The sequence below is a fragment of the Haloferax sp. S2CR25 genome (assembly GCF_031624535.1).
GTDB lineage: Archaea > Halobacteriota > Halobacteria > Halobacteriales > Haloferacaceae > Haloferax > Haloferax massiliensis.
Genome location: NZ_JAMQOO010000001.1, coordinates 523,408 through 548,711 on the forward strand (window position 1 = coordinate 523,408; position 25,304 = coordinate 548,711).

General features: G+C 67.2%; 30 protein-coding genes. 11 read left to right on the forward strand and 19 right to left on the reverse strand.

Features of this window, described 5'->3' with window-relative positions:
- Nucleotides 1-11 precede the first annotated feature (11 nt).
- From NDI65_RS02720 to NDI65_RS02740, 5 genes are read right to left on the reverse strand one after another with little or no spacing between them, the layout of a single operon-like run.
- On the reverse strand, nt 12-749 hold the full coding sequence (locus NDI65_RS02720) for an ABC transporter ATP-binding protein (protein WP_089778330.1): 738 nt from the start codon (nt 747-749) through the stop codon (nt 12-14).
- A complete protein-coding gene (locus tag NDI65_RS02725) occupies nt 746-1,552 on the reverse strand; it encodes an ABC transporter ATP-binding protein (RefSeq protein ID WP_089778332.1) in 807 nt (268 codons plus the stop codon). Before NDI65_RS02725 ends, NDI65_RS02720 begins: the two co-directional genes overlap by 4 nt.
- Nucleotides 1,549-2,673, reverse strand: coding sequence for a branched-chain amino acid ABC transporter permease (locus NDI65_RS02730; protein WP_042663491.1), 1,125 nt, complete (start codon nt 2,671-2,673; stop codon nt 1,549-1,551). Before NDI65_RS02730 ends, NDI65_RS02725 begins: the two co-directional genes overlap by 4 nt.
- Complete coding sequence (locus NDI65_RS02735) at nt 2,670-3,611, reverse strand: branched-chain amino acid ABC transporter permease (protein ID WP_089778334.1); 942 nt, start codon at nt 3,609-3,611, stop codon at nt 2,670-2,672. Before NDI65_RS02735 ends, NDI65_RS02730 begins: the two co-directional genes overlap by 4 nt.
- 52 nt (nt 3,612-3,663) lie before the next feature.
- Nucleotides 3,664-4,977, reverse strand: a complete 1,314-nt coding sequence (locus tag NDI65_RS02740) for an ABC transporter substrate-binding protein (RefSeq protein ID WP_193310951.1) — start codon at nt 4,975-4,977, stop codon at nt 3,664-3,666.
- A 180-nt stretch (nt 4,978-5,157) separates the two neighbouring features.
- Between NDI65_RS02740 and NDI65_RS02745 the strand changes: the two genes are divergently transcribed.
- Complete coding sequence (locus NDI65_RS02745; RefSeq protein WP_310893388.1) at nt 5,158-5,997, forward strand: proline dehydrogenase family protein; 840 nt, start codon at nt 5,158-5,160, stop codon at nt 5,995-5,997.
- Nucleotides 5,998-6,027: 30 nt separating this feature from the next.
- On the opposite strand, the gene NDI65_RS02750 is transcribed toward NDI65_RS02745, so the two are convergent.
- A complete protein-coding gene (locus tag NDI65_RS02750) occupies nt 6,028-6,747 on the reverse strand; it encodes a helix-turn-helix domain-containing protein (RefSeq protein ID WP_042663488.1) in 720 nt (239 codons plus the stop codon).
- Nucleotides 6,748-6,879: 132 nt separating this feature from the next.
- On the opposite strand from NDI65_RS02750, the gene NDI65_RS02755 reads away from it, so the two are divergent.
- Nucleotides 6,880-8,406 (forward strand): aldehyde dehydrogenase family protein, encoded by a 1,527-nt coding sequence (locus tag NDI65_RS02755; RefSeq protein ID WP_089778342.1) that lies wholly within the window; start codon nt 6,880-6,882, stop codon nt 8,404-8,406.
- A gap of 53 nt (nt 8,407-8,459) precedes the next feature.
- Here NDI65_RS02755 and NDI65_RS02760 read toward each other — a convergent pair whose 3' ends face one another.
- From NDI65_RS02760 to NDI65_RS02775, 4 genes are all read right to left on the reverse strand, one after another.
- The gene (locus NDI65_RS02760) at nt 8,460-8,777 is read right to left on the reverse strand and encodes a hypothetical protein (protein ID WP_089778344.1); all 318 of its coding nucleotides are present in this window, start codon (nt 8,775-8,777) and stop codon (nt 8,460-8,462) included.
- A gap of 441 nt (nt 8,778-9,218) precedes the next feature.
- Nucleotides 9,219-9,650, reverse strand: coding sequence for an SRPBCC family protein (locus NDI65_RS02765; RefSeq protein ID WP_089778346.1), 432 nt, complete (start codon nt 9,648-9,650; stop codon nt 9,219-9,221).
- Nucleotides 9,651-9,693: 43 nt separating this feature from the next.
- Nucleotides 9,694-9,918, reverse strand: a complete 225-nt coding sequence (locus tag NDI65_RS02770) for a hypothetical protein (RefSeq protein WP_089778348.1) — start codon at nt 9,916-9,918, stop codon at nt 9,694-9,696.
- Between the two features lie 61 nt (nt 9,919-9,979).
- Nucleotides 9,980-10,162, reverse strand: a complete 183-nt coding sequence (locus NDI65_RS02775) for a hypothetical protein (RefSeq protein WP_089778351.1) — start codon at nt 10,160-10,162, stop codon at nt 9,980-9,982.
- Between the two features lie 152 nt (nt 10,163-10,314).
- On the opposite strand from NDI65_RS02775, the gene NDI65_RS02780 reads away from it, so the two are divergent.
- Nucleotides 10,315-11,502 (forward strand): LEA type 2 family protein, encoded by a 1,188-nt coding sequence (locus NDI65_RS02780; protein ID WP_089778353.1) that lies wholly within the window; start codon nt 10,315-10,317, stop codon nt 11,500-11,502.
- A 174-nt stretch (nt 11,503-11,676) separates the two neighbouring features.
- Nucleotides 11,677-12,120, forward strand: coding sequence for a hypothetical protein (locus tag NDI65_RS02785; RefSeq protein ID WP_089778355.1), 444 nt, complete (start codon nt 11,677-11,679; stop codon nt 12,118-12,120).
- 50 nt (nt 12,121-12,170) lie between these two features.
- On the opposite strand, the gene NDI65_RS02790 is transcribed toward NDI65_RS02785, so the two are convergent.
- Nucleotides 12,171-13,202 carry a phosphate uptake regulator PhoU gene (locus NDI65_RS02790; RefSeq protein WP_004970831.1) on the reverse strand — a complete coding sequence of 344 codons (1,032 nt, stop codon included), beginning with the start codon at nt 13,200-13,202 and terminating at the stop codon, nt 12,171-12,173.
- A gap of 318 nt (nt 13,203-13,520) precedes the next feature.
- Between NDI65_RS02790 and NDI65_RS02795 the strand changes: the two genes are divergently transcribed.
- On the forward strand, nt 13,521-13,895 hold the full coding sequence (locus NDI65_RS02795) for a carboxymuconolactone decarboxylase family protein (RefSeq protein ID WP_187367337.1): 375 nt from the start codon (nt 13,521-13,523) through the stop codon (nt 13,893-13,895).
- Between the two features lie 169 nt (nt 13,896-14,064).
- Here the strand turns inward: NDI65_RS02795 and NDI65_RS02800 are convergent, their stop codons facing one another.
- The 6 genes from NDI65_RS02800 to NDI65_RS02825 form a co-directional block, all read right to left on the reverse strand.
- Nucleotides 14,065-15,129, reverse strand: coding sequence for an ATP-NAD kinase family protein (locus NDI65_RS02800; protein WP_310893389.1), 1,065 nt, complete (start codon nt 15,127-15,129; stop codon nt 14,065-14,067).
- A gap of 273 nt (nt 15,130-15,402) precedes the next feature.
- Nucleotides 15,403-16,098 carry a molybdopterin-binding protein gene (locus NDI65_RS02805; RefSeq protein WP_089778357.1) on the reverse strand — a complete coding sequence of 232 codons (696 nt, stop codon included), beginning with the start codon at nt 16,096-16,098 and terminating at the stop codon, nt 15,403-15,405.
- An 87-nt stretch (nt 16,099-16,185) separates the two neighbouring features.
- Nucleotides 16,186-16,941: a DUF5803 family protein gene (locus NDI65_RS02810; RefSeq protein WP_089778361.1), complete on the reverse strand. Its 756-nt coding sequence runs from the start codon at nt 16,939-16,941 to the stop codon at nt 16,186-16,188.
- A gap of 4 nt (nt 16,942-16,945) precedes the next feature.
- Entirely contained in the window at nt 16,946-17,623 is a 678-nt protein-coding gene (locus NDI65_RS02815; RefSeq protein ID WP_089778363.1) for a DUF2110 family protein, read from the reverse strand.
- Complete coding sequence (locus NDI65_RS02820; protein ID WP_058567252.1) at nt 17,624-18,154, reverse strand: transcription factor; 531 nt, start codon at nt 18,152-18,154, stop codon at nt 17,624-17,626.
- Between the two features lie 84 nt (nt 18,155-18,238).
- On the reverse strand, nt 18,239-18,781 hold the full coding sequence (locus tag NDI65_RS02825) for a tRNA (cytidine(56)-2'-O)-methyltransferase (protein ID WP_089778365.1): 543 nt from the start codon (nt 18,779-18,781) through the stop codon (nt 18,239-18,241).
- Between the two features lie 144 nt (nt 18,782-18,925).
- Between NDI65_RS02825 and NDI65_RS02830 the strand changes: the two genes are divergently transcribed.
- From NDI65_RS02830 to NDI65_RS02840, 3 genes are all read left to right on the forward strand, one after another.
- Nucleotides 18,926-19,873: an NAD-dependent epimerase/dehydratase family protein gene (locus NDI65_RS02830; protein WP_089778367.1), complete on the forward strand. Its 948-nt coding sequence runs from the start codon at nt 18,926-18,928 to the stop codon at nt 19,871-19,873.
- A 157-nt stretch (nt 19,874-20,030) separates the two neighbouring features.
- On the forward strand, nt 20,031-20,777 hold the full coding sequence (locus NDI65_RS02835; RefSeq protein WP_089778368.1) for a DUF2797 domain-containing protein: 747 nt from the start codon (nt 20,031-20,033) through the stop codon (nt 20,775-20,777).
- Between the two features lie 58 nt (nt 20,778-20,835).
- A complete protein-coding gene (locus tag NDI65_RS02840; RefSeq protein WP_089778371.1) occupies nt 20,836-21,273 on the forward strand; it encodes a hypothetical protein in 438 nt (145 codons plus the stop codon).
- Nucleotides 21,274-21,299: 26 nt separating this feature from the next.
- Here NDI65_RS02840 and NDI65_RS02845 read toward each other — a convergent pair whose 3' ends face one another.
- Nucleotides 21,300-22,415, reverse strand: coding sequence for a glycosyltransferase (locus NDI65_RS02845; protein WP_089778373.1), 1,116 nt, complete (start codon nt 22,413-22,415; stop codon nt 21,300-21,302).
- Nucleotides 22,416-22,516: 101 nt separating this feature from the next.
- Nucleotides 22,517-23,578 carry a glycosyltransferase family 4 protein gene (locus tag NDI65_RS02850; protein WP_226908727.1) on the reverse strand — a complete coding sequence of 354 codons (1,062 nt, stop codon included), beginning with the start codon at nt 23,576-23,578 and terminating at the stop codon, nt 22,517-22,519.
- Between the two features lie 108 nt (nt 23,579-23,686).
- Between NDI65_RS02850 and NDI65_RS02855 the strand changes: the two genes are divergently transcribed.
- The 3 genes from NDI65_RS02855 to NDI65_RS02865 all read left to right on the forward strand — a co-directional run bounded on the left by NDI65_RS02855 (nt 23,687) and on the right by NDI65_RS02865 (nt 25,227).
- Entirely contained in the window at nt 23,687-23,962 is a 276-nt protein-coding gene (locus NDI65_RS02855; protein WP_042666662.1) for a ribonuclease P protein component 4, read from the forward strand.
- Nucleotides 23,963-24,073: 111 nt separating this feature from the next.
- Complete coding sequence (locus NDI65_RS02860; protein ID WP_042666663.1) at nt 24,074-24,322, forward strand: YhbY family RNA-binding protein; 249 nt, start codon at nt 24,074-24,076, stop codon at nt 24,320-24,322.
- A complete protein-coding gene (locus NDI65_RS02865; RefSeq protein ID WP_042666664.1) occupies nt 24,319-25,227 on the forward strand; it encodes a mechanosensitive ion channel family protein in 909 nt (302 codons plus the stop codon). The genes NDI65_RS02860 and NDI65_RS02865 overlap by 4 nt, the downstream gene beginning before the upstream one ends.
- Nucleotides 25,228-25,304: the final 77 nt, after the last annotated feature.

Below are 25,304 nucleotides of genomic sequence, written 5' to 3' on the forward strand. Positions count from 1 at the left end.
CGCGAACCGCGCTACTCGCCCTCGACGCCCTCGTAGTCCGCGCCGCCCATGTAGAGCCGCGAGACTTCGGGGTCGTCGAGGAGGCCGTCGGCGTCGCCCTCGTAGGCGACGGTCCCCTGGTCGAGGACGTAGCCGCGGTCGGAGATTCCGAGCCCCTCGCGGGCGTTCTGCTCGACCATCAGGACCGCCGTCCCGAGTTCGTTCACCTTCTTCACGTCCTCGAACACCGACTGAACGATGTTGGGCGCGAGGCCCGCCGACGGTTCGTCGATGAGAAGCACTTCGGGCTCCATCACGAGCGCGCGGGCGAACGCGAGCACCTGCCGCTGGCCGCCCGAGAGCGTCCGCGCCTTCGCCGAGCGCTTCTCGTCGAGAATCGTGAACTGGTCGTACAGCTCGTCGATGCGGGCCTGCAGGCCCTCGGAGCGGGCGACGCCGCCCATCCTGAGGTTCTCGTCGATGGTGAGAGAGGAAAAGACGTTGTCAACCTGCGGGACGTAGCCCATCCCGACGCGGACGAGGTCCTCTGGCTCCTCGCCGGTGATGTCCTGCCCACTCAGTTCGACCGAGCCGGTCCACGGCTTGAGGAGGCCGAACACCGTCTTGAGGACGGTCGACTTCCCCGCGCCGTTCGGCCCGATGATGCAGACGATTTCGTCAGATTCGAGGTGGAGCGTCAGGTCGCGGAGGACCTGCACCTCGCCGTAGCCGCTGTCGACGCCGGCGACGTCGAGTGCGCGGTTGGTCACGGGCCGGCCCCCCCGAGATACGCCTCGATGACGCGGTCGTCAGAGCGGACTTCGTCCGGCGAGCCCTCCATGAGCACCTTCCCTTGGTCGAGGACGATGATGCGGTCTGCGAGGTCCATGATAAACGGCATATCGTGTTCGATGATGAGGAAGGTCTGGCCCTCCTCGTTGAGTTCGCGGATGAACCGCTTGATGTCGTTCGCGAGCGTCGGGTTGACGCCGGCGACCGGCTCGTCCAAAAGCAGGATGTCGGGGTCCGTCGTGAACGCCCGCGCGAGCTCGACGAGCTTCATCTGCCCGCCGGAGAGGTCGGTCGACGGCTGGTCGATGAGATGCCCGATTTCGAACCGTTCGAGCAACTCGCGCGTCTGTTCGATGTTCGCCCGCTCCTCTTCGGTCACGTCGGAGCCGGAGAGGAAAAGCGAGAAGACGGACTCGCCTTTCTGCGGGCCGGGACCGACGAGCATCGCCTCGCGGACGGACATCCCCTCCAGCCGCCGGGGCGTCTGGAAGGTCCGAACGAGCCCCTTTCGGGCGCGTTCGTGCGGTTCGAGGTCGGTGACGTCCTCGCCGTTGACGGTGACGTGACCGGCGTCGTTCTCGTAGAAGCCGGAGATGAGGTTGAACAGCGTGGACTTCCCCGCGCCGTTCGGTCCAATCATCCCGGTGATGGTCCCGCGGTCGACCTCGATGGAGACGCCGTCGGTGGCGACGAGGCCGCCGAACGCCTTCTCCAAGTCGGTCGTCTTCAGAACGACGTCGTCCTTGTCGAGGCGCGCTCCCTCGTACGCGTCGTCGTTCATCGGTCGTCACCCCCGTTCGAGACGGTCCCGCCGTCGGAGGCGGCACCAGAGGCGGGTGCGCCACCGGCACCGCTTCCGTCGCGCGCCGCCGGCCAGATGAGTTCGTCCTTCGGGGGAAGGAGCCCGTCCTGCCGGAAGCGCATGATGAGGATGATGAGCCCGCCGACGAACAGCAGTCGGAGCGGGGCCAGGTCGACGCCGAGCGTCTGGATGAACCCGATGTCGTTGAGGAAGCGCGTCCCCTCGCGGATGGCGATGACGACGGCCGCGCCGACGACCGCCCCGCGGTTCGACCCCGTGCCGCCGAGGATGACGGCGATCCAGATGTAGAACGTCGTCAGGGGGACGAGGTCGGAGGGGTCGATGTAGAGGTTCAGGTGCGCGTAGAACGCCCCGGCGATAGCCATGATGACCGAGCCGATGACGAACGCCTGCATCTTGAACCGGTAGGTGTCCTTGCCGAGCGCCTTGGCGAGGTCCTCGTCGGACCGGATGGTCCGGAGGACGCGCCCCCACGGCGACCGGTGGACGCGCCGGAGGAACAGGTAGACGACCGCGATGAGGGCGACCACGATTGCGGCCGTCGTCGCGGCGTCGGTCAGCGGCAGCCACGACATGAGGTTCGGGATGCCGCTGATACCGCTCGACCCGGCGGTCCACCGGCGCTCGTTGAGGATGATGGCGCGGATGACCTCGGCCAGTCCGAGGCTGGCGATGGCGAGGTAGTCCTCGCGCAGGCGGAGCGTCGGGATGCCGATGAGCACCGCGATGAACGCGCTCACGACGATTGCCGCGAGGAACCCGAACACCGGGTGGAGTCCGAGTCCGAGCGGGGAGTTCGGCGCGGTCAACAGCGCGGCGCAGTAGGCTCCGATTCCCCAGAACGCCGCGACGGAGAAGTTGATGAGCCCGGCGTAGCCCCACTGGACGTTGAGTCCGAGCGACAGCAGGGCGTACATCCCGACGAGCGCGATTTGGAACAGGAGGAACCGCGGGCCGATGACGCCGACGAAGACGCCGACGACGAGCAACACGGTGACGAGTCCGAGCGTGGCGAAGATGCGCCGCTCGGTCGCGTCGCGGACGAGCGTCTCGCTCACCCACGAGGAGACGGAGCTCATCCGCTATCACCCGCGATTCCGCTCGGGCGAACGAGCAGGATGGCGACCATGATGACGAACGCGACGGCCGCGGCGTACTGCGAGCCGACCGGGCTGATTCCCCACTGGTAGAACAGGGGAACGAGCTCGTGGACCATTCCGATGACGAGGCCGCCGAGCATCGCGCCGTAGACGGAGCCGATGCCGCCGAGGATGACCGCGGCGAAGACGATGAGCAGGATGTCGAAGCCCATGCGCGGGCGGACGAGTTCCTCCAGTCCGAGGAAGACGCCGCCGGCCGCGGCGAGCGCGCCGCCGATGAGCCACATTGCGAAGATTACCTCGTTGGTTCGAATCCCGCTGACCCGCGCGAGGTCCGCGTTGTCCGCGGTCGCGCGCATCTTCCGGCCGAGGGTCGTCCGCGTCAGCGTCAGGTGCAGCGTCGTCACGAGGACGACGGTGAGCGCCACGACGACGAGGTTGCGCGGCGTGACCGCGATGCCGAGCGACTCGCGGACCCACGGAATCGGCCCCTGTCTCGGGACGCCGTAGCGCTCGGGCTCGGTTCCGAACGACAGGAAGACGAGCGCCCGATAGACGAGCGCGACGCCGATACTGGAGATGAGAAGCCCGATAGAGCCGCTTCCCTTCACCGGGCGGTAGACGACGCGGTCGGTGACGACGGAGATGACCGCTGCCGCCCCCATGCCGAACGCGAGGGCGAGGAAGAACCAAAGCGGCAGTCCGAACACGCCCGCGTCGCCCAGCATCGGTCGGAGGAAGCCGACCGAGAACAGCGTGGAGAACGCCCCGACGGTCATGAGGTCGCCGTGGGCGAAGTTGGCGAAGTCCGCGATGCTGTAGACGAGCGACAGCCCGATGGCCGCGAGGACGATGATGCTCGAAAACACCACGCCGTTGGCGACGTACTGGAAGGGGCTGACTTGGAGCGGTATCACGGCTCCGGAACCCTCCCGGCGGTCGTTCGGCGTCCGTTCCGTGCGTGCATAGTTAGCTCGTGATGTAGTCGCCGAAGACGTACTCGTGGTCCTCGACGCTGTAAATCTGGTAGTAGCCCGGCGGGTCGCCGTTCTCGTCGAGGTCGACCGGGCCGCTGACGCCCTGATAGTTGATGTCGCTCGGCGAGCCGCCGTCGCGCAGGACGGCCGCGGCCTCCTCGAAGTTGAAGACCTCCTCGCCCTCGGGGCGGGTCACGTCGCGGACGACGGCCGACAGCGCCTCGCCGGAGAACTCGTCGGCCGCCTCGATGGCGAGCGCCGCCACCGTGACGGCGTCGTAGGCGTACGCCGACCAGACCGTCGGCGTCGCGTCGTAGTTCTCCTCGAACGCGGCGACGAAGTTCTGGTAGTTCTCTTGGTCCTGCGGGGCGCTCTCGGTGATGCCCTTCATGCCGTCCATGCTGCCCGCGGGCGTGTTCTCGATGATGGAGTCGGCGACGGTGGACTCCGCGCCGTAGTAGTCAACCGCGGTGTTGTAGCCCTGGTCGAACCCCTCGTTGACCATGACGGTGTACTCGTTCGCATAGGTGAGGAAAATCCACGCCGAGGCGTCCGTCGACGCCATCTCGGTGAGGATGCCGCTGTACGACGACTGGCCCTGGTCGTGGGGTTCGTTGTAGGCGACCGTGCCGCCGAACTCGGACTCGAACGTCTCGGCGAACACGTCTGACAGCCCCGTCCCGTAGTCGTTGTTGATCCACGTGACGGCGACGGTGTCGTGACCGTCGTCGCTGACGAGGCCGGCGAGCGCCTGCCCCTTCGCCGCCCCCGAGGGGCTCATGCGGAGCAGTTCCGGGCGCGTCGTGAGTTCGGGGCTCGTGCTGTTCTGGCTGATTTGAACGACGCCCGCCTCCTGCGTGACGCTGTCGTGGATGGCGATGGAGACGCCGGAGCCGACGGAGCCGATGAGGAGCGGCACGCCGTCTTGGTTGACGAGTTTCTGTGCGCCGTTGACGCCCCCCTGGTTCGTACTCTCGTCGTCCTCGACGGAGATGTTCAGCGACGCCCCCTCGGAGCCGATGCCGACCTCGTTGACGGCGGCCAGCGCGAGTTCGCGGCCGCGGGTGTTGCGCTCGCCGTACGGCGCGAGCGACCCGGTGAGCGAGTCGACCATCCCGATGGTGTACGACTCGCCGCCACCGCCGCTTTCCTCGGTAGTCGTGGTCGTCTCCTCGCCACCGCCGCCGCCACCGCCGCTTTCCTCGGTAGTCGTGGTCGTCGTGCCGTCTTCTTCGCTTTCGAGACAGCCGGCGGTCGCTCCGACGAGCGCGAGTCCCGATAGTTTCAGTAGCGTTCTGCGGCCCATGTCGTGGGATGACATAACATGCAAACCACTCCAATTATCGTAAATATACCTGTAACCGCCCATGGTCGGGAGTCGGAAATCCGTCGGACGAAACGAGGCTCCCCGGATTATTTCAGATGTATTTTCAAGAATTATTTGGTAGGGTCTCTCTTTAGGGTACGTGTCTCACAATAGCGGGACATGATACCCCCCATCGCGAACAACTTCGTGGCGGGTGAGACGGCCGACGGGGCGGTCTCGCACGTCGAGTCGCTGAACCGAGACGGCATCGCGGGGATACTGAACCTGCTCGGCGAGCACTACTCCGACCGGGCGAACGCCGACGCCGACGCCGACGCGTACGTCGACCTCGTCCGCCAACTCGGCGCGACGAACCTCGACGGCTGCGTCTCGGTGAAGCCCTCGCAGATCGGCCTCGACGTCGGCGACCGCGCGTTCCGGGAGAACCTCGACCGCATCGTCGACGCCGCGGACGCCGAGGGCGTGTTCGTCTGGGTCGACATGGAGGACCACGAGACGACCGACGTGACCCTCGACGCCGTCGACGACCTCGGTCATCGGACGGGCGGGAACGTCGGCGTCTGCGTGCAGGCGAACCTCAAACGGACGCCCGACGACCTCGAACGCCTCGCCGACGTGCCGGGGAAAGTCCGCCTCGTCAAGGGCGCGTACAACGAGCCCGCGTCCATCGCGTACAAGGAGAAGTCGAAGGTCGACGAGGTGTACAGGGACCTCCTCGAACAGATGTTCACCGAGTTCGACGACGGCGTCGCGGTCGGCAGTCACGACCCGCACATGATCGCGCACGCCCGCCGCCTCCACGAACAGTACGGGACGCCCTACGAGGTGCAGATGCTCATGGGCGTGCGCGAGGACGGCCAGCGCGACCTCGCGGCCGCCGGCATCGAGACGTGGCAGTACGTCCCCTACGGGGACAACTGGTTCTCCTATTTCTACCGGCGGGTCCGCGAGCGGAAGTCGAACGCGCTGTTCGCGCTCCGCGCCGTCGCCGGCGTCTGAGCCGGGGCCGGTCCCTCGATTCGGCCCGCGCTACTGCGGGTCGAGCAGTTTCGATTCCGCCTTGCGCAGGTGTTCGAGGAGCGTCGTCTTCGAGATGTCCATCTCGGCGGCGAGTTCGCGGGTCGACACCTCGCGGGGCCAGCGGTAGTATCCTTCTTCGCGCGCGAGCTCGAACGCCTGCCGCTGGCTCCGGGTGAGCGTGTCGAGTCGCCGACTGCGCTCCGGTTCCGCCCCCTCGGACGTGGAGATGGAGGCGACGCGAATCTCCGCGCCGGTCTCGTCCATGACGGTCTGGATGCGCGGCTGTATCTCCTCGCGCGCGCCGGCGAACCAGACCTCCCACCGCTCGCGGCCGTTTTCTATCTGCGTGGGTGCGCTGTGGACGAACCCGTGTTTGAGCAGTTCCGGGCACATCATGTCGCTCGGGTCGTACTCAAGGAAGAACTCGCGGGCGACCGGGCCGGGGGCGACGTGCTTCCCGCGGGAGTCGAACCGCTCCTGGAGTTCCAACACCTCGCCCGTGAGGTCCGAGTCGGCGATGACGTCGAGGAGCGTCTCGACCTCGTCGAGCGACTCGCCGTAGGCGGTGAAAAGCCCGTTCGACCGCTCGACGCCCGCGGTGGGGGCGTCGTAGATGGCGTGTGCGAGGATGCCGCCGTCGTACTCGCTCGTCGATTCGATTGCCCAACAGTTCGGATGCCACAGGTCGAGCGTGAGGCGCGTACCTTCACCTGCCGTGCGCTCGCTCATACACCGGGTAGCACGGCGTTACGTAAGATGTTATCTGTGGTCGCGTGGGGCGACGCCGCCGTCGACTCGCCGAGCGACCCCTTCCATGGGAGGGTCCGGGGTTATTAATCCTAGTTGTGACTCTAGAATCATATGGCGCAGGACGAATATCGGCACTATATCGACGGCGAGTGGACGGACGGAACCGGCGACGAGACGTTCGAGAGCACGAACCCCGCGACGGGCGAGTCGCTGGGGACGTTCCGGCGCGGCACGCCCGAGGACATCGACGCGGCGGCCGCCGCGGCCGACGAGGCCTACGAGGAGTGGCGCGAACTCTCGCACATCGACCGCGCGGAGTACCTCTGGGACATCTACCACGAACTGCGCGACCGCACGGAGGAACTCGCGGAGGTCGTCACCAAGGAGTGCGGCAAGGAGATCTCCGAGGGGCGCGCCGACGTCATCGAGGCGTACCACATGGTCGAGTGGGCCGCGGGCGACGCCCGCCACCCCAAAGGCGACGTGATTCCCTCCGAGATTCCCGCGAAGGACGCCTACATGCGCCGCAAACCCCGCGGCGTCGTCGGCTGTATCACCCCGTGGAACTTCCCGGTCGCCATCCCCTTCTGGCACATGGCCGTCGCGCTCGTCGAGGGCAACACCGTCGTCTGGAAGCCCGCCGAGCAGACGCCGTGGTGCGGCCAAATCATCGCCGAGATGTTCGAGGACGCCGGCATCCCCGACGGCGTGTTCAACATGGTGCAGGGCTTCGGCGACGCCGGCGCGAGCATCGTCGACGACGAGCGCGTCGACTCCGTGCTGTTCACGGGCTCCGCCGAGGTCGGCCACGAGGTCGCGAGCAAGGTGGCCCAACAGCCCGGCAAGCTCGCCGCGTGCGAGATGGGCGGCAAGAACAACGTCGTCATCACCGAGAAGGCGGACCTCGACATCGCGGTCCACTCCGCGACGATGTCGTCGTTCAAGACCACCGGCCAGCGCTGTGTCTCCTCCGAGCGCATCGTCGTCCACGAGGACGTCTACGACGAGTTCAAGGAGCGCTTCGTCGAGAACGCGAAGAACGTCTCCGTGGGCGACCCGCTCCGCGAGGACACCTTCATGGGCCCCCTCATCGAGGAGGGCCACAGGGAGAAGGTCACGAAGTACAACGAACTCGCGGAGAAGGAGGGCGTGAACGTCCTCGTCGACCGCACCGAACTCGACGCCGACGAGATTCCCGAGGGTCACGAGGCGGGCCACTGGGTCGGGCCGTTCGTCTACGAGGCCGACCCCCACGACGACCTCCGCTGTACCCACGAGGAGGTCTTCGGTCCCCACGTCGCCCTCCTGAAGTACTCCGGTGACATCGAAGACGCCGTCGAGATTCAGAACGACACCGACTACGGGCTGGCCGGTGCCGTCATCTCCGAGGACTACCGCCAGATAAACTACTTCCGCGACCACGCCGAGGTCGGCCTCGCCTACGGCAACCTCCCGTGTATCGGCGCGGAGGTCCACCTCCCGTTCGGCGGCGTGAAGAAGTCCGGCAACGGCTACCCCTCGGCCCGCGAAATCATCGAGGCCGTCACCGAGCGCACCGCGTGGACGCTCAACAACTCCAAGGAGATTCGCATGGCTCAGGGCCTCTCCGCGGACATCAAGACCAGAGAAGACGAGTAAGGCCCGCACCGCGCCGCGGCCCCGCACTCGTCCCGCTTTTTTCTGTCGCTCTTTCAGTGTCCGTCGTCCGACTCTGCCTCCCCGTGAGCGGCCGCCTCGACGTAGACGCCGGGCATGTCCGTCTCCTCGACGGTCAGCGTCACCTCCTCGTCCTCCCCGACGCGGCGGTCGGTCACGACGGTCACCGCCTCGATTGGGTCGCGGCGGACGAACGCCCAGACGAGGTCGAGTATCGAGGGATGGCCGCCCTTCCGGACGACGAGGACGTGCCGCGACTCCGCCAGCGCCCGGAGTTCGGGCGACAGCTCCTCGTCGTCGAGTTCGTCCGGCGGGATGGCGTGCAGCACGTCGCCTCGAATCGTCTCGGTCATGGTGGCTCCACGGCCCCCGGGGGAAAGAAGCGTGCGCTCTGAGACGAGTGTGCGTCGCGGCTCGATAGCGGCGCGGCTCGGAGCGAAGCGGTCGTCAAAAGGCGGAGGCGAATTCGCCTCCCGCCGAATCTCGTGTCACCAGTTGGCGAAGTGAGACGAGGGGAGTGCGCTCCCACCGGGCTTGGGAGCGCGAAACGACGTGGCCACGTCGTTTCGGATGCCGCAACGGACCCCGAAACGTTGCGGCGGGTGCGGCGGATGTGGAGTCGCCGACGACTGGCGAGAAAAGCGCCTATTGCGTCGGCGACTTTCGCTTAGGAGCCACGATGTATAAACCCACCGCAACACCCGTTCGCATACCCCGTGAACCCACGGTTCTCGCCGTCTCGAACTCCGGGCCACGGGGGCGACGAGCGCGGACCGACGAAGCCGTCGCCGGCCTCAGGCGGTCGCTTCGAACTCGCGCCGGAGCGCCGATTCGAGGTTGTCGAGTTCGCGGTCGAGGTTGCGCTCGAAGAACGCCTCGACGCCCGGCAGGCGGCCGTCGACGGTGAACTCGTTGACGAGTCGGCTCCCGCCGTCGCGTTCCTCGATGGTGTGTTCGCCCGTCACCCGCATCACCCGCGACTTGCCGACGAACTTCACGTGCGTCGGCTCGTCGACCTCGATATCCTCGGTCTCGACGGTCACCGTCGAGCGGACGAGCGGAATCGGGAGTTCGAGATACCACGTCGCGTGGCGGCCGTCGTCGGCCACGTCGAAGCGGTCGACGACGCTGATAGCCCCCGCTCGCTTGGCCGGGTCGGCGATGAACTCCCAGACGCGCTCGCCGGGAGCGTCGAACACGAACGTTCGTTTCACGCGGACGGTCATGGGATACCATCACACCTCCACAGTAAAAAGCCGTGGAATCGCCTCAGCTTCGGGTGACGCGCCACGTCGTCGAGCGGGCGCGTCCCCACTTCTCGATTTCGACGTCCTCGGACTTCTCGGCCAGCCGCGGCAGGCGGGACCCGACCTGCTTCGCGGTGAGACCGATGGCTTCCGCGATGTTCTTCGCCCGGAAATAGCTCTCTCCGCGGCTGACGCTGTCGCGGAGATAGGCGAGAATGCGTTGTTCCTCGTCGGTGTACTCAGTCATCCTCGGACCGTCTAGGGAATGGGCGTTATTAACGGTTACCCGTGTTCCTCAACGTTGATAGCTACTGGAACAAATGCGCGCCGGAGACGGCGAGCGAGGCCGCGATAATCGCCAGCATGAACCCGAGCGCCTTCGTCAACTGGTCCGGTCCGGCGACCATCAGCCCTGCGCCGACGAGCGTGAGCACGCCGAACAACGCCGCAAAGCCGATGGACTTGTCGGATTGCACCGTCTTGGTTTCCATGTTTCCGACCTTCGCGGGTGCGCACTTAGTTCATTCGACACCGCCTGTCGTGGGGCGACGTGACGAGGGTCGAGGCGTGTGGGAGCGCCCTCAGGGCCGCGTCGCGCTCAGTCGTTCGACATATGTACCACCAGTCTCGTGTGTCAACAACGATGGGACTGAGATCCGCGCTGCTCGGCGGAAGACTCCGTATTGCACTCGTCGCGCTGGTGGTCGTCGCGGCCGGCGTCGGCGGGGCGTTCGCGGCCGGCGTCATCGGCGCGCCGAGCGTCGACCGAGTCGACAATCGGTTCGCCGGCGTCAACGAGACGGCGACCGTCATCGACACCGACCTGTACGTCTCGAACCCCAACCCGCTGTCGGCGAACCTCTCGGGGCTCGAAGTCGACTACGGCGTCGAGATGAACGGCATTCAGATGGCGACGGGGGAGAAAGGCGGCGTCGCTATCGGGCGGGGGACCACGGCGGTTCCGCTCCGGACGACGCTCGAAAACGAGCGCATCCCCGAGTGGTGGGTCTCGCACATCCAGAACGGCGAACACACCGACCTCGCCGTGGACGCCACCGTCACTTCTGAGACGCTCGGCCGGACGTTCGAAGCGCCCGAGATATCCCGGAGCATCGACACCGACCTGCTGTCGGCGTTCAACTCCACCGAAACCCGCGAGATAAACGCGGAGTCGCCGGTCGTCTCCGACCCCGTGTTGTACGTCAACGAGACGAGCGCCGAGTGGGGCGAGTCCACGGGCGAGCGCACGGCGCTCGAACTCACGTTCGTCGTCCACAACCCCAAGCCGTACCCGATTGCGGTCTCCGAACTCGGCTACGACATCTCCATGAACGACGTGGACGTCGGCGAGGGGACGACGAACTCCGAGTACGTCATCTCCCCGCGGTCGACGGAGACCATCGAGGCGACGACCCACATCGAAAACGACAGACTCGACGAGTGGTGGGTCTCGCACCTCGAACGCGACCAGACGACCGACCTGCGCATCGACTTCTACGCGAACCTCGACGCCGGCGGCACGACGCTTCGCGTCCCCCTCGACCCGCTGACCTACGAGAAGACGTTCGAGACGGACATCTTCGGGAACAAGGCGGCGTCCGGCGGAGGAGAGACGACGGACGAAACGACGGCGACCGAGACCGAGACCGCGACCGAGACCGAAACTGCGACCGAGACCGAAACTGCGACCGAGACCGAAACTGCGACCGAGACCGAAACTGCGACGACCGCGGCGACGGGGGAGACGACGACCGCGACTGCAACCGAAACCGCGACGACGACGACCGCGACGGACGGCGAGACCACGACCACCGACGACGGCCTCCTGTAGCGGTCCCGCCCCGCGGGCCGGAGTCGGCTCGCCGTTCGACCGCCGGGACTACCGAAGAATCGTCGGTGAATCCTGACTGAGCCGATAACTCTTTACCGTCGGCTGCGATAGTCGAGGATATGACACGGAGTACCCACGCTCCTGATCGAGTTCTTCTCCCGTAATGAGAACCCTGTGTCCGTCGAGAGCGACGACGAAACCATCGTCGTCTCCTTTGGCGACCAGTCCTGTGAACTGTCCCGAGACGCCGCCGCCGACCTGCAGGAGGCCATCGGTTCGGCGCTGACCGAGAAACGGGAGTTCTTCCGCACGGCCGGCGAGTACCGCCGGGACGGCAGTTACGTCGTCTCCCGCCGCGGCGCGGACTCCACCGGCAACGCGAAGGTGTTCGCCAGTTTCGACGAACTGCGCCGCCTGTACGACCGCCTGCCCGAGCGCTTTACCGCCGAGGACATCGGCCGCACCGGCATCACCGGCTCGCGCCGCCACATGATACTCCGGCACTTCGGCGAGCATCCCGGCTTCGACTGCCGCATCGCCAGTCGCAACCCGCTGACGGGCGAAAAAGAGTCGTCCGAGACCGAGAACAACGAGGCGATGGAAGTCATCGCCGACTGAGGGGTGACGGCGCGCCGCCGGAGTCGGTGGCCGGGTCCTGTTTCGGTTTCTCAGTCTATCGTGACGTGGTCCGACTCCTCGTTGAGCGCGAGGTTCGACGCGATTTCGGCGTTCCGCATCGCGTACTGCGCGGTCTGCTGGAGGCTCACCAGCACCTCGCGAATCTGGAGGAGCTTCTGGTTTTCCATCTCCGGGAGGTCGTTGAGGATGTCGCGCTCGCGGTCGCTAATCTCTCGGAACAGCTCTCGGCACTCGATGGTGAGGTCGTAGTCGCGCTCGACGACGGCCCGCACCGCGGTCGTCGTAATCTCGTCGACGTGGTCCGTGAACTCGCGGATGCGCCGCATCGTCGACTGGTCGACGTCGATGGTGTGGCCCTCGGCGTCCATGACGATGTTGGCGATGTCCTCGGCGTTGTCGGCGGTCAGTTCGAGGTTCTTCGCCACCGAGCGGTAGCCGATGAGCGGGAAGCCGGAGTCGAGACCGACCGCCCGCGCGAGGTTGGGGTTCTGGTAGGACGTGAAGATGAGCCGAAGCAGGAGGACGAAAATCTTGTTCGCCTGCCGCTCGCGGTTGAGCGCCCGCTGGGCGAGGTCGGGGTTGCCGTGGGCGAGCGCCTTGACGGCCTCGCCGCGCATCGTACTGCCCGTGTTTTCGAGTCGTTCGAGCAGGTTGTCGAGGGTGAAGTCCTCCGCGTCGACCGAACAGCGAATCGCGATTCGCTCGGGCGTCTCCTCGATGACGCCGAGGCCCATGAGCTGGGTCTCGGCCTTGTAGACGGCGTTGATGTGGTCCGAATCGAGCGCGCCCTCGCTTTTCTCGATGTGGATGACGCGCCGCCCGAGGACGTACTGCGCCACGATGGCGCGTTCGAGCGCCTCCGCGTTCAGACTGTCGGCGCGAATCGTCGCCTTCGAATCCTCGGTGTTGACCGACTCGGGGAGAACGGTCAGCGTTCCCTTACCGCTCGTCCGAATGGTCACCTCGTCGCCCTTCTCGACGTTGTGTTCCTTGGCCCACTCCGCTGGAAGCGTCATCGCCAGCGTGGAGGGACCGAGACGCTGGACTTTCCGGGTTTCCATGGCAGTCAGAACCCATCCAATGACCTTAAATCTCACTATATTACACCCTCTGTGAATAATGGATAGTGGGTCTCATTGCACACGATTCAAAATATTAAATCATCCACGTCCTCCGGCTTCGAGCGGGGGGAGAGAACCGTCCCGTAGACCGGCGTATTAACCGCGAATTTCTGCAGAACGTCGTCGATACGAGCAGATTACACATATCCAATCGGCTCATAACTTTACGACGTCGAATCCATACAATAATCGCCTCCTAACGCAGAGAATCCCGGAGGTGAAGGGGTAACTATGGTATCGACAGCCACACGACAAGAAATGGAGGGAATGCTCGGCCAGGTCCCGAGTTGGATGGAGAATTTGGCGGAACCGGCGAGCGAACACAGTTGGGGACTCTTCCGCGACCTCAATTTGGGGACCGACACCGAGTTGGCCGCGCGAGAGAAGGCGCTCATCGGGGTCGCCGTCGCGGCCGCGATTAACTGTCCGTACTGCACCTACTTCCACACGGAGGAGGCGCGGTTGAGCGGCGTCGCGGACGCGGAACTCAAAGAGACCGTCAACCTCGCCGCCGACACGAAGTACTTCTCGACGATTCTCCACGGGAACGAGACCGACCTCGACGAGTTCAGAACCGAAACGGACGAAATCGTCGAGCACATCATGGAGCAGCAGGCGGCCGCGGACGACTGACGAGACAGCCGAGGGGGCGTCCTCCCGCTCGCGTCCTCTCGCTCGATTATTTTCCGCTGACGCTCCGGTTCGAGCCGGTCGCCGAATCGGCCGTGACCGATTCCCGCCCGCTCTCCAGCGCGATCCAGCGACCGACTTCGACCCCCGGCAGCGGCTTCGACAGCGCCGTTCACTCGATTTTCATCATCCGGCGTTCGACGCGGCCCACCCGGACTTTCGTCCACCCGCGGAGGTCGGCGTCGAGGTCGGGGTCGTCGGTGTCGACCCGGAGGACCGGAATCGCGTCGAGCTTCGACCGCGAGGCGACGACCGACACGTCACAGCGGCGAATCACCGCCGGGGAGAGTTGGGGGTTGCCGCGGCCGAAGACGAAGCCCTGTCCGCCGATGGGCGTGACGACGATGACGTTCTCCTCGCCGAGGTTATCGAGGATGTCGGCCTCCGTCGCGTCGCGGGCGAGCACCTCGCCGTCGCGGTAGACGTCGACGCCGAGCGGCGACCCGTCGATGCCCAACTCGGCTTTCACCGCGCCGACGGTGCTGCCGGGGCCGAGGACGTAGGTGACGCCCTCGGTCGCGCGGATGTCATCGGCGACGCCCGCGGCGAGCGCCTCGACGGTGCCGCCGCCGGTCTGCTTCGACGACTGGAGGTCCTCGGCGACGGGGACGTGCGCGACCGCACGAAGCTCCGGCCTGACCTCGCCGGCGCGGTAGTCGTCCTCGTCGATGTCCATGACCTCGCGGGCCTCGGTCCGCTCGAACGACGCGACGACGTGGGCGGCGTCCTCGGGCGAGACGGCGAAGACGGAGGAGTAGACCTTCACGCCCGCGGGGACGCCGAGCATCGGCACGTCGGTCCCGTCGAGCGCCTCGGCCACGTCCGCCGCGGTGCCGTCGCCGCCGACGAACAACACGAGGTCCGCGTCGGCGGCGACGAACGCCTCGACGGCGGCGATAGTGTCGGCGGCGGTCGTCTCGTCGCCGGACGGGTCGCCGAGCACCTCGGGGTCGAAGCCGGCGTCTCGGGCGGCCGCCGCGCCCATCTCGCCGCCCCACGCGAGCAGTTCCGCCTCGGGGGCGGCCTCGGAGAGCCGGGCGAGCGCCCGTCGCGCCCGCTCTGGCGACCGCGGCTCCGCGCCGCGCCGTCTGGCCTCCGCGACTTTCCCGTCGGTTCCCTTCAGGCCGACCCGGCCGCCCATCCCCGCGACGGGGTTGACGACGACACCGATTCGCATGACTGAACGAACCCGCGCCCGGGAGAAAAGCGACGCGGTAGCCGGCGAGGGGCGACTGGGTCGCGCCCCCACAGATTCGCGGACGGACACGCCGCGACAACTGTCGCCAGAACCTCACCGTTTAAGAACCGGACGTGGGAACTGTCACCTATGATTCCGCTATCAGCCAGCGAGCAGGTGTTGCCGACCTCGGAGACGGCCGCGACCGTGCTTCTCGTGGGTATCCTCATGACCGCCGGGTGGCTCTGGTACCTCCAGCGCTGACCGTCGGTCCTACGCTTCTTCGTACAGTTCCACGCGCGCTTCGAGCCACGCGGCCGCCGATTCGACTGCCTCCTCGTCGGCTCCGGCGAGCTTGATTCTGACGTGGTCGCCGGGGTAGCTCCCGACAGTCACGTCGAACTCCGATTGGACGGCCTCGAACCGCTCGATGAGCGAACTCTCCGGCTCCGAGGTGTGGACGAACCGGACGTGAGTCCGCTCGCCGGCGAACTCGTCGGCGACGCGGGCGAACATGGCTTTCATCTCGCCGGGGACGCCGGGGAGCACGTACACCGACCCGACGACCGCGCCGGGCGCGACACCCTCGTCGTTCGGGAGCATCCGCGACCCCGCGGGGAGGTCGGTCGTCCCCTCCACGAGGTCGGCCGCGGAGTAGCCGCCGTTGGCCTCCAGCCACTCCTCGGCGTCGGCGTTGCGCTCCAGAGCGCGCCCGAACGCGGCCGCGACGCCCTCCATCGTCACGTCGTCGTGGGTCGGACCCAGCCCGCCGGTGACGACGACGGCGTCGTACTCGGCGTGGTACTCGTTGACCACGCGGGCGATGTCGGCGACGCGGTCGGGGACCGTCGTCACGCGCTCGACGGAGACGCCCCGCTCCGTCAGTTCCTCGCAGAGCCACGCGGCGTTCGTGTTGACGGTGTCGCCGGCGAGGAGTTCGTCCCCGACGGTGACCACGGCGACTTGCATACCCCGACGTAGCGGGCTGGGAGGCAAAAAAGCGTTCACACCGGCGAACCGAGTCGGCCGACCGACGCCGCGTCCGTCGGGCGTCGCTCAGCGGTCGTCGTCTTCGACGTCCAAGCCGAGTTCCTGTCGGCGGTCGCGGAGCGCCTGAATCTGCCGGCGGTAGTAGAGTATCCCCGCGCCGCCGACGAGCACCGACACGGCCGCGACGGCCGCGAAGATACCGAGGTCGCGCTGGAGGTAGAACTGCACGACGACGTTCCCCTCCGTCACTTCCTCCCACCGGATGTGAAGCCGGTCGTCGACGACCTCGGTCTCGTAGCCCGACGGCTGGACCGAGCCGAATATCGGGAAGTCGACGCGGCGGTCCGCGGGGAGGACGACCTCGTAGCTCCCCTCGACGAAGACGGGAAGCGAGAACCGCTTCGGCGTCGAGGTCGAACTGAACGCGATTTTCCCCTCGGTCCCGGCGTCCGCGGGGAGGGTGACGTTCGTGATGCGGTCGTTCTGCGTCACGTCGCCGCCGCGGGCCTTCAGTTCGGTCCCGTTGACGACGGTCCCGTTTTCGTAGCGGTAGCGGACCGCCTCGACCGAAAGCGGCGTCCGACTGCCGAAGCCGTCGAACCGGTAGAGCTCGACCGAGGAGCTGTTCACATCGTATACGGCGCGGAACCGGCCGTTGTCCTGAACGGTGATGTGCGCGTCGGCATCGGCGGTCCACGCGTAGTCGCCGTCGGGCGCGGCGTCGAGGCGGTCGTTCGAGACGCTGGAGGTGCCGCCGAGACACCCGGCGGTCACGAGGAGGAGGGCGAGCGCGGCGATACCGACGAGGAGTCGCCTGTTCATCGTCTTACTGGCCGATGACGCACTTCAGCTCCGACGGGAGGTACGAGCCGATGCTCGCGAGGAGGCCCGGCGGGTCGGTCTCGTCCCGGCAGACGATGCTCTGTTCGAGGAGGCCGAGGCGCTCGACGGTCACGATGTCCTTCGCGTGGCCGGCGCGGTTGACCGTCGCGCGGACCTCGCCGCGGGTCGCGCTGTTGACGTTGACGCGACCGCTCCCGCGAGTCCAGTCGTAGAGGCGGTCGACCTGCTCGTCGGCCAGCCGCGAGGGCCCCTCGTCGCCGCCGTAGACGAACGTCAGCGGCATGTGCTGGACGAGACCGAAGCGGTCCCGAATCTGGGTCGCAGAGCCGCGGCCGAGGCCGAGTTCCTCGGTCGGGACGCGAACCTCGATGCCCGCGTCGAGCACGAAGCCGTCGTCGTCCCAGTGTTCGAGGGTGCCGACGTAGGTCTCGCCGGCCGACAGGTGCGGCGTGACCTCGCCCCACTCCTCGCGGAGGACGTTCCGGGCGACCGTCTCGTCGTCGCCGGAGACCGTCACGGAGATGAAGCCGTCGTCGCGGACGCCGATGTCGTAGTCGACGTCGAGGTCGCCGATGTCGTTGGCGACGAGCGAGGTGAGGCTGTCGAGCGCCCGCTCGCGGGCGTCGCCGTCGATGTAGCACTTCGTTGCGAGAACGACCATTCAGTTCGTCCCCGTCACTTCGACGTTGAGCTCGTCGCGGAGCTCTTCGATGCGTCGCTCCATCGCGTCGACGAGGTCGTCGTTGTCCATCGGTTCGAGCGGCGCGCCAGTCTCGGGGCACTGGAAGCCGTGTTCCATCGCCTCGGAGAACTCGAAGCGGATGCCGGCGGGTTCCGAGAGGTAGAACTCGTGGTCGCGCTCGTAGTCGAGGCGCTCTTCGAGCGCGTCGAGGAGGCGGTACATCTCCTCTTCGAGGTTCTCGGGGATGTTCTCGTAGTGGAAGGTCCAGAGGTAGGTGAGCCAGCCGGAGTCCTCGTCGCGGACGCGACGATACGACGCGAGGTCGTTCTCGTAGAGGATAAACAGCGCGCGGCGCACGTCGTTGAGTTCGAGCCGCAGTTCCTCGGCGAGTTCCTCGTCGGTGACCTCGCCGTCCGGGGGTGCCGCCGCGACCGGCATCCCGGTTGGTCCGACCAACTCGTGGAGGTACTTCTGGATAACAGGGTCGTTCAGTAACTCCTCAAAAGCCATTGTGCGAAATGGCGTCAGGAACGCCATTAAGTCTTATTACTCCCGGGCAGCGGAGAACCGCCAGCGGGCGCGCCGACGCGCCGATTACTCCTCGTCGGCCGGGACGACTTTCTTGCCCGTCGCCATCGGAACCACCCGGTTTTCGGCGTCCTTCCACTCGCGGTCGAGTTCGCGCCCGTCGAACAGGCGGTCGAGGAACACCGCGAGGCCGGCGACCTCCGAGTGCGGCTGGTTCGTGACGCCGACGTTCCAGTCGGCCCCCTCGTACACCTCGAAGGGGACCTTCTCCCCGCCGACGACGACGAGAAGCGGTTCCCCGGCGTGCGCCTCGCGGATGTCGGCTTCCACGTCCTGAACGCGCTCGCCGTACATCGTGAGGTGGACGACCTTCCCCTCCCAGTTGCGGATGACGCCGTTGAGCGCCTCGGTGAGTTCGACCTCGAAGGGGCCGCCGAACCGGCCCGTGATGTCCTCGACCGTCTCCATCGAGTGGCCGGCGTTGTCCGGGAGGATGACCCGGTCCGCGCCGAGCGCGCGGGCCGTCAGGCCGACGTGCGTCGTCATCCGGTCGTCGCGCCCCGGTCGGTGTCCGTACCGGAGGACACAGACCTCGGGTTCGTTGTGCATGTCTCTCCGAAGACGGCGGGGGAAAGTGGTGCTTTCGGAACGCGGGCGTCGGTGGTCGACGGCGGGCCTCGCGGGTTCGCGTTCGACGCCCGTCGGCGACGCGGAGGGGAAACGGACTTATCACTCGGCCGAATCATCTGTGCCATGTCGCTGGAACTCTCCGACAAGCGCGTCCTCGTGACCGGGGGCGCAGGTCTCGTCGGGTCTCACCTCGCCGCGCGCCTCTCCGAGGACAACCACGTCGTCGTCGCCGACGACCTCTCGAAGGGCGTCCGCGAACGGGTCCCCGACGGCGTCGAGTTCGTACAGGCCGACATGACCGACGCCGACGACGTCGCCGAGGCCGTCACCGAGGACCTCGACATCGTCTTCCACTTCGCGGCCTACACCGACACGAACTACGGCAACCCCCGTCAGCTGTTCGAGGAGAACACCGAGATGACCTACAACGTCCTCGAACGGATGCAGGAGGTCGGCGTGTCGAACATCGCCTTCACCTCCTCGTCGACCATCTACGGCGAGGCCCCGCGGCCGACCCCCGAGGACTACGCCCCCCTCGAACCCATCAGCATCTACGGCTCCTCCAAACTCGCCGACGAGGGCCTGCTTTCGACGTTCGCCCACTCCTACGACTTCACGGTCTACATGTACCGCTTCGCCAACATCGTCGGCCCGAACCAGCGCGGCAACGTCATCCCGGACTTCATCGAGAAGCTCCTCGAAGACCCCGAGACGCTCGAAATCCTCGGCGACGGCCGCCAGGAGAAGTCCTACCTCCACGTCGAGGACTGCATCGACGCGATGTGCCACGTCGTCGAACACGCCGACCGCGACTACAACGTCTACAACCTCGGCACGCGGACGACAACCTCCGTGACGACCATCGCGAACATCGTCGCAGACGTGCTGGACCTCGACCCCGAGTTCGAGTACACCGGCGGCGACCGCGGCTGGACCGGCGACGTGCCGAAGATGCGCCTCTCCATCGAGAAGCTCTCCGCGCTCGGCTGGGAACCCGACGGGTCGAGCGACGAGGCCGTCCGCCGCGCCGCCGAGGAACTCGCCGAGGAGCTTCGCGCCGAGTACGAATAACGGCGCTCGGTAGCCGCGGCCGACAGCCGCGACCACGGCCGCGACTCGCGGCCGACTCCGCGGGGCGACGCCCGGCAGTCCCTAACAGCCCCCGACCGCCCCCGACGGCCCGCCCCGGAGCGAGCCACCTTTCTACCGCGACTCCCTACCTCGGAGCGTGCAGGTCGTCGGCTACGATACCGGAACCCCCGCGCTGTTCGTGAGCGCGAGCGACGGCATCGACTCGGTCGCGCTCGACCCCGGCACCGAACTGGACTACCGCCTCGGCGACCGCCACTGCGCTGGCACCATCCACGACGACCGCCACGTCGCCTGCGACAACGACCGCGCGCCGTACTGTTCTGACCACCGCCACACGTGGGTCTGCGCGAAGTGTACCGGGACGTGTCTGAAAGACGAGATGGACTGCTACGAGGACCACGCGGTCTACCTCGCGGCGTTCGCCCCCGACACGTTCAAGGTCGGCGTCACCCGCGAGTGGCGGCTCGACACCCGCCTGCGCGAGCAGGGCGCGGACCGCGCGGCCCACGTCCGGACGTTCTCGGACGGCCGCGTCGCCCGCGAGTACGAGGCCGAACTGGCGACCGAGATTCCCGACCGCATCCGCGTCCCGACCAAAATCGAGGGGTTCGGGCGGTCGGTCGACGCCGCGGCGTGGGACGACCTCCTCGCCCAGTTCGACCCCATCGAGACGTTCGCGTTCGACTACGGCCTCGACCTCGACGGCTCGCCGGTCGCCGAGACCGTCGTCACGGGGACCGTCCGCGGCGTGAAGGGGCGCGTGCTCGTTCTCGACCACCGCGGGACGACCTACGCGGTGGACATGCGCGACCTCGTCGGCCACGAACTCGACGACGGCGGGACCGACCGCGACCTCCAGTCGAGCCTCGGCGCGTTCGGGTGAGGGGTCACGGATTTCAGAGACCGTCAGCACTTTCCGGGCGGACAGCCAACGCGACACCATGGCTGACGACGAACCCGCAGACGAGACGCAGACGCCCGACGAGGGCGACGACGGCGAAGAGGAGAAGTCGTTCCGCGAGCGGGTCGAAGAGATTCGACAGCGCCGCGAGGAAGAGCGCGAAGAGGGCGAGCGCCCCGACCCCGAAGAGATGATGGGCGGCGGCGGTCCCGGCGGCATGGGCGGCGGCGGCAACCCCTTCGCGCAGATGATGAGCGGCATGATGGGCGGCGGCGGCCCCGGCGGTATGGGCGGCGGCGGCGGTCCCGGCGGCATGGGTGGCGGCCCCGGAAGTATGGGCGGCGGCCCGCGCGACCCCGAGCAGGGAAGCGGGAGCGACGAACAGCTCGTCCGCGAGGTCCGACAGCTCCGCGACGAGGTCCGCGACGTGAACCGCGAACTGCGCCGCATCGCCGACGCGCTCGAAGACCGCGACTGACGCGGTTTCGCAGTCGGTCTCGCTTTTTATTTCGACGCCACTCGCTCGTAGAGCGCCGCGAGCCGGTCGACAGAGCGGTCGACGCTCACCTCGTCGCGGCGGTCGAGACACCGCGCGCTGAGTTCCTCGCGCTCCGCGAGCGCCCGCCGAATCCCGCGTCGGAAGCCGTCTAAATCCCCGGACTCGTAGTGGTAGCCAGTCACGCCGTCGAGGACGGTGTTCTCCAGCGCGCCCTCGTTGACGCCGACGACGGGCGTCCCGCAGGCGTTGGCCTCCAGCGCGACGAGCCCCTGCGTCTCGACGGGGCTCGGGAAACAGAACACGTCGAGCGCGGAGTAGAGCCCCGGCAGCTCCTCGCGTTCGAGGAACCCGAGAAAGCGGGCGTCGACGCCGAGGTCCTCCGCGAGCGCGGAGAGCTGGTCGCGGGCGGGGCCGTCGCCGCCGAAGACGAGCGTCGCGTCGAGGTCGTCGAGGTCGGCCGCGGCGCGGACGAGTTCGTCGAGGCGCTTCTCGTAGCCGTGCCGCCCCGTGTAGCCGATGAGCGGCCCGTCGCCGAGGTCGTGGCGGCGGCGGAACGCGGCCCCGTCCGCGGGTTCGAACCGCTCGACGTCGATGCCGTTCGAGAGGACGACGATTTCGGATTCGACGCCGACCTCGTCGGCGAGGCGGCGCTCGGCGTCCTCGCTGGGGACGATGACCGCGTCGGCCCGGTCGAAGAACCACCGCTCGTAGCGCTCGGCGGTGCGTTCGACGCCGCGTTCGATAGCGCCGACGGAGCTGAGGTACTCGGCGTACTCGCCGGTCGGCGTGTGGTAGCTCGCCACGAGCGGGAGGTCGCGCCGGCGGGCGAGCCGGAGCCCCGCCAGTCCGAGGCCGAACGGGGTGTGGGCGTGGACGACGTCGACGTCGTCGACGGCCCTCGGAATCCGCGGCGCGCCGATGCGGACTCCCTCGTAGAAGGGGAAGGGGAGGCTTCGGACGCCGAACTCGCCCGGCTCGGGGTCGTAGTCGTCGTCCGCCGGGAACACCACGTCCATGCGGCCGCCGCGGCGGTCCCACCGCTCCCGCCACGTCTGAATCGTGTAGGAGACGCCGTTGACGGTCGGCAAGTACGTGTCAGTGAACGCGGCGACCGACTGCATGGCCGTTCGTGCGACCCCGACAGGATAAACCGTTGTGACTTCTCGCAGGAGTGTTGTGTGTTACCGTGTCTGTTGCGTCCGGTGGCCGATTATCTCGCCAGTCAGTCGGTGAGTCGCCCGGACAGCGCGTCCTCGTACGTCTCGACGAGCCTGTCGCCGACGCGGTCGAGGCTGTGTTCGGCGGCCGTCTCGCGGGCGTTCTCGCCGAGCCGCCGCCGGAGGTCGGGGTCGCGGGCGAGCAGGTCGAGCGCCCGGCGGAACTCCGCGTCGGTCGAACACTTCAGGCAGTCGTGGCCGTGGGTGTAGAACTCCTCGAACACCGGGATGTCGCGGAGGACGACCGCCTTCCCGCAGGCCATCGCTTCGAGGACCGCGATGCCCTGGTTCTCGTTTTTCGTCGCGAACAGGTAGACGTCGCCCGCGCCGAACGCGCCGCGGATGTCGTCTATCCAGCCGGTGAACGTGACGTTCTCCGGGGCGTGTTCGACCCAGTACCGAACCTTCTTCGAGGCGTGCGGGCCGGTGTCGTACGGGCCGAACCACGCGAAGTCGTAGTCGGTCTCCTGCGCCAGCGTGCAGAACGTCGTCAGGCCCTTGCGCTCGAAGACGTTGCCGACGGTGAAGACGGTCATGCCGTCGAGGTCGTACTCCGCTCGGTACTCGTCGCGAAGGTCCTCGAAGCCGTCGAGCGCGTCGGTGTCGACGCCGTTCGAAATCGCGCGAATCGGCGCGTCGACCGGGTAGGATTCGAGGGTTCGCTTCGTGTACTCGGAGGGACAGAGCACCACGTCGGCCTGCGAGTAGAACCACTTGAGGTACCTCCCGAGGGCGGGGGCGACCGCGGTCGACCCGCGGAAGCTCTCGGCGAAGTCCTCGCGGGTGACGTGCGAGTGGAGGACGAGCGGGATGTCGTTGCGGTTGGTGTGTCTGGCCACGGCGAGCGAGCCGGGGCCGATGAGGTTGCAGTGGGCCACGTCGTAGTCGCGGACGACCCCGTCGCCCCGCAGGAGGCTCGCGGCACCCGCGGCGACCGACTCGGGCCACGGGGAGGTGACGACCTCCACGTCGGTCGTGGCGAGGGCCGCCCGCTGCTGGTCGGTGGCGGTGCCGATGCCGCTACGGTCGAGCTGCGAGGCGAATTCGAGGTAGTTCAGGACGCGCACAGTCGCCGTTCTTCGGGGCGGGGTATCACAGTACCGGCTTCGGTCCCCGTTGTCGCTCCCGCGTCGCGGTTCGGAACGTCTTTGTCCGGGCCGCTCGCCCGAACGTGTATGAACATCGCGGAGGAGCGCATCGACCGACTCCACGACCTCGCCCGCGAGGCGGCGAGCGACCGCGACCACGACCGCGCCCGCGAGTACGTCCGCCTCGCCCGGCGGGTCGCAGAGCGGAACCGCTGCGGCCTCCCGAAGGCGTTCCGTCGGTTCACCTGCGACGACTGCGACGCCTACCTTCTCCCGGGCGTCAACGCCCGCGTTCGGACCCGCGCCGGCGGTCACGTCGTCGTCAGATGCGACTGCGGGGCGACGAAACGCTACCCGTACTGACCGCCCTGCGGCGATTCCGGCAGTATCGGCCCGTTCCCGCGTGTGTACGACAACCAAACGGCCGCCAAAGCCTTACTATTGAAGCCCTCCGGCACATAGTGGAGGCCACGCATGAACACGCAGGAGCTGCGAAAGGAGGCCCACGACCTCGACGTGACCGTCTGGGTGGGTAAGAGCGGAATCGAAGCGGTGGTCGGCGAACTCAACGACCAACTGGCCGACCGGAACCTCGTGAAAGCGAAGTTCCTCCGGGCCGCCCTCGGCGGCACGACGGTCGACGAGGCGGCCGCCGACCTCGCCGAGCGGGTGAACGCGGAACTGATAGAGACGAGGGGGAAGACAGCGGTTTTCCATCGATGAACGGACTCGCGCTTCCGCTCCAACTGCAGGGTGACGGCGGTGCGGTCGGTCGGTTCCTCGCCCAGCAGAATGTTCCGTACCCGGAGACGCTCGGGACCCTTCTCGGGTTCGTCCTCGGCTTTGCCGTCGTCTACATCGTCGGCAAGGCCGTCGTCTCGTCGCTTCTCAACCGCGTCCTCGACCGGCGGGGCGCGGAGGAGCACGCGAAAAAGCCCCTGATGAAGGTCGCGACCCTCGTCGTGGCGTTCGTCGCGCTCGGCTTCGGCTTCGGCTTCGCCGGGCTCGGCAACTTCCTGCAGTCGCTCGCGACCATCGGCGCGGCCGCGACGCTCGCAATCGGCTTCGCGATGCAGGACGTCATCGCCAACTTCGTCGCCGGTATCTTCATCTTCACCGACAAGCCGTTCCGCATCAACGACTGGATTGAATGGGACGGCAACTCCGGCGTTGTGGAGGACATCTCCTTCCGCGTGACGCGCGTTCGAACCTTCGACAACGAACTGCTCACCGTGCCGAACTCGCAGCTCACCGACGGCGTCATCAAGAACCCCGTCGCGAAGGACAAACTCCGCCTGCAGGTGCCGTTCGGCATCAGTTACGACGACGACATCCACCAGGCGACCGACATCATCCTCGACGAGGCCGAAAAGCACGACGGCATCATGGCGACGCCCGAGCCGTCGGTCAGACTGACCGAACTCGGCGACTCCGCGGTCGTCCTGAAGTCGCGCATCTGGATTTCCGACCCCAGCCGCGCCGACTTCGTCAAGACCCGCGGCGAGTACGTCACGGCCGTCAAACAGCGGTTCGACGACGCGGGAATCGAGTTCCCCTACCCGAACCGCACGCTCAGCGGCGAACTCTCGGTCGGCGGCGTAGAGCAGTTCGCGCAGTCCAACGACTGAGGCGCAGAGCCGACCGCGGGACCGGTCCCGGACGGTTCACACACCGATTTTCCATTTTGCCACCGGCCGATAGCGCC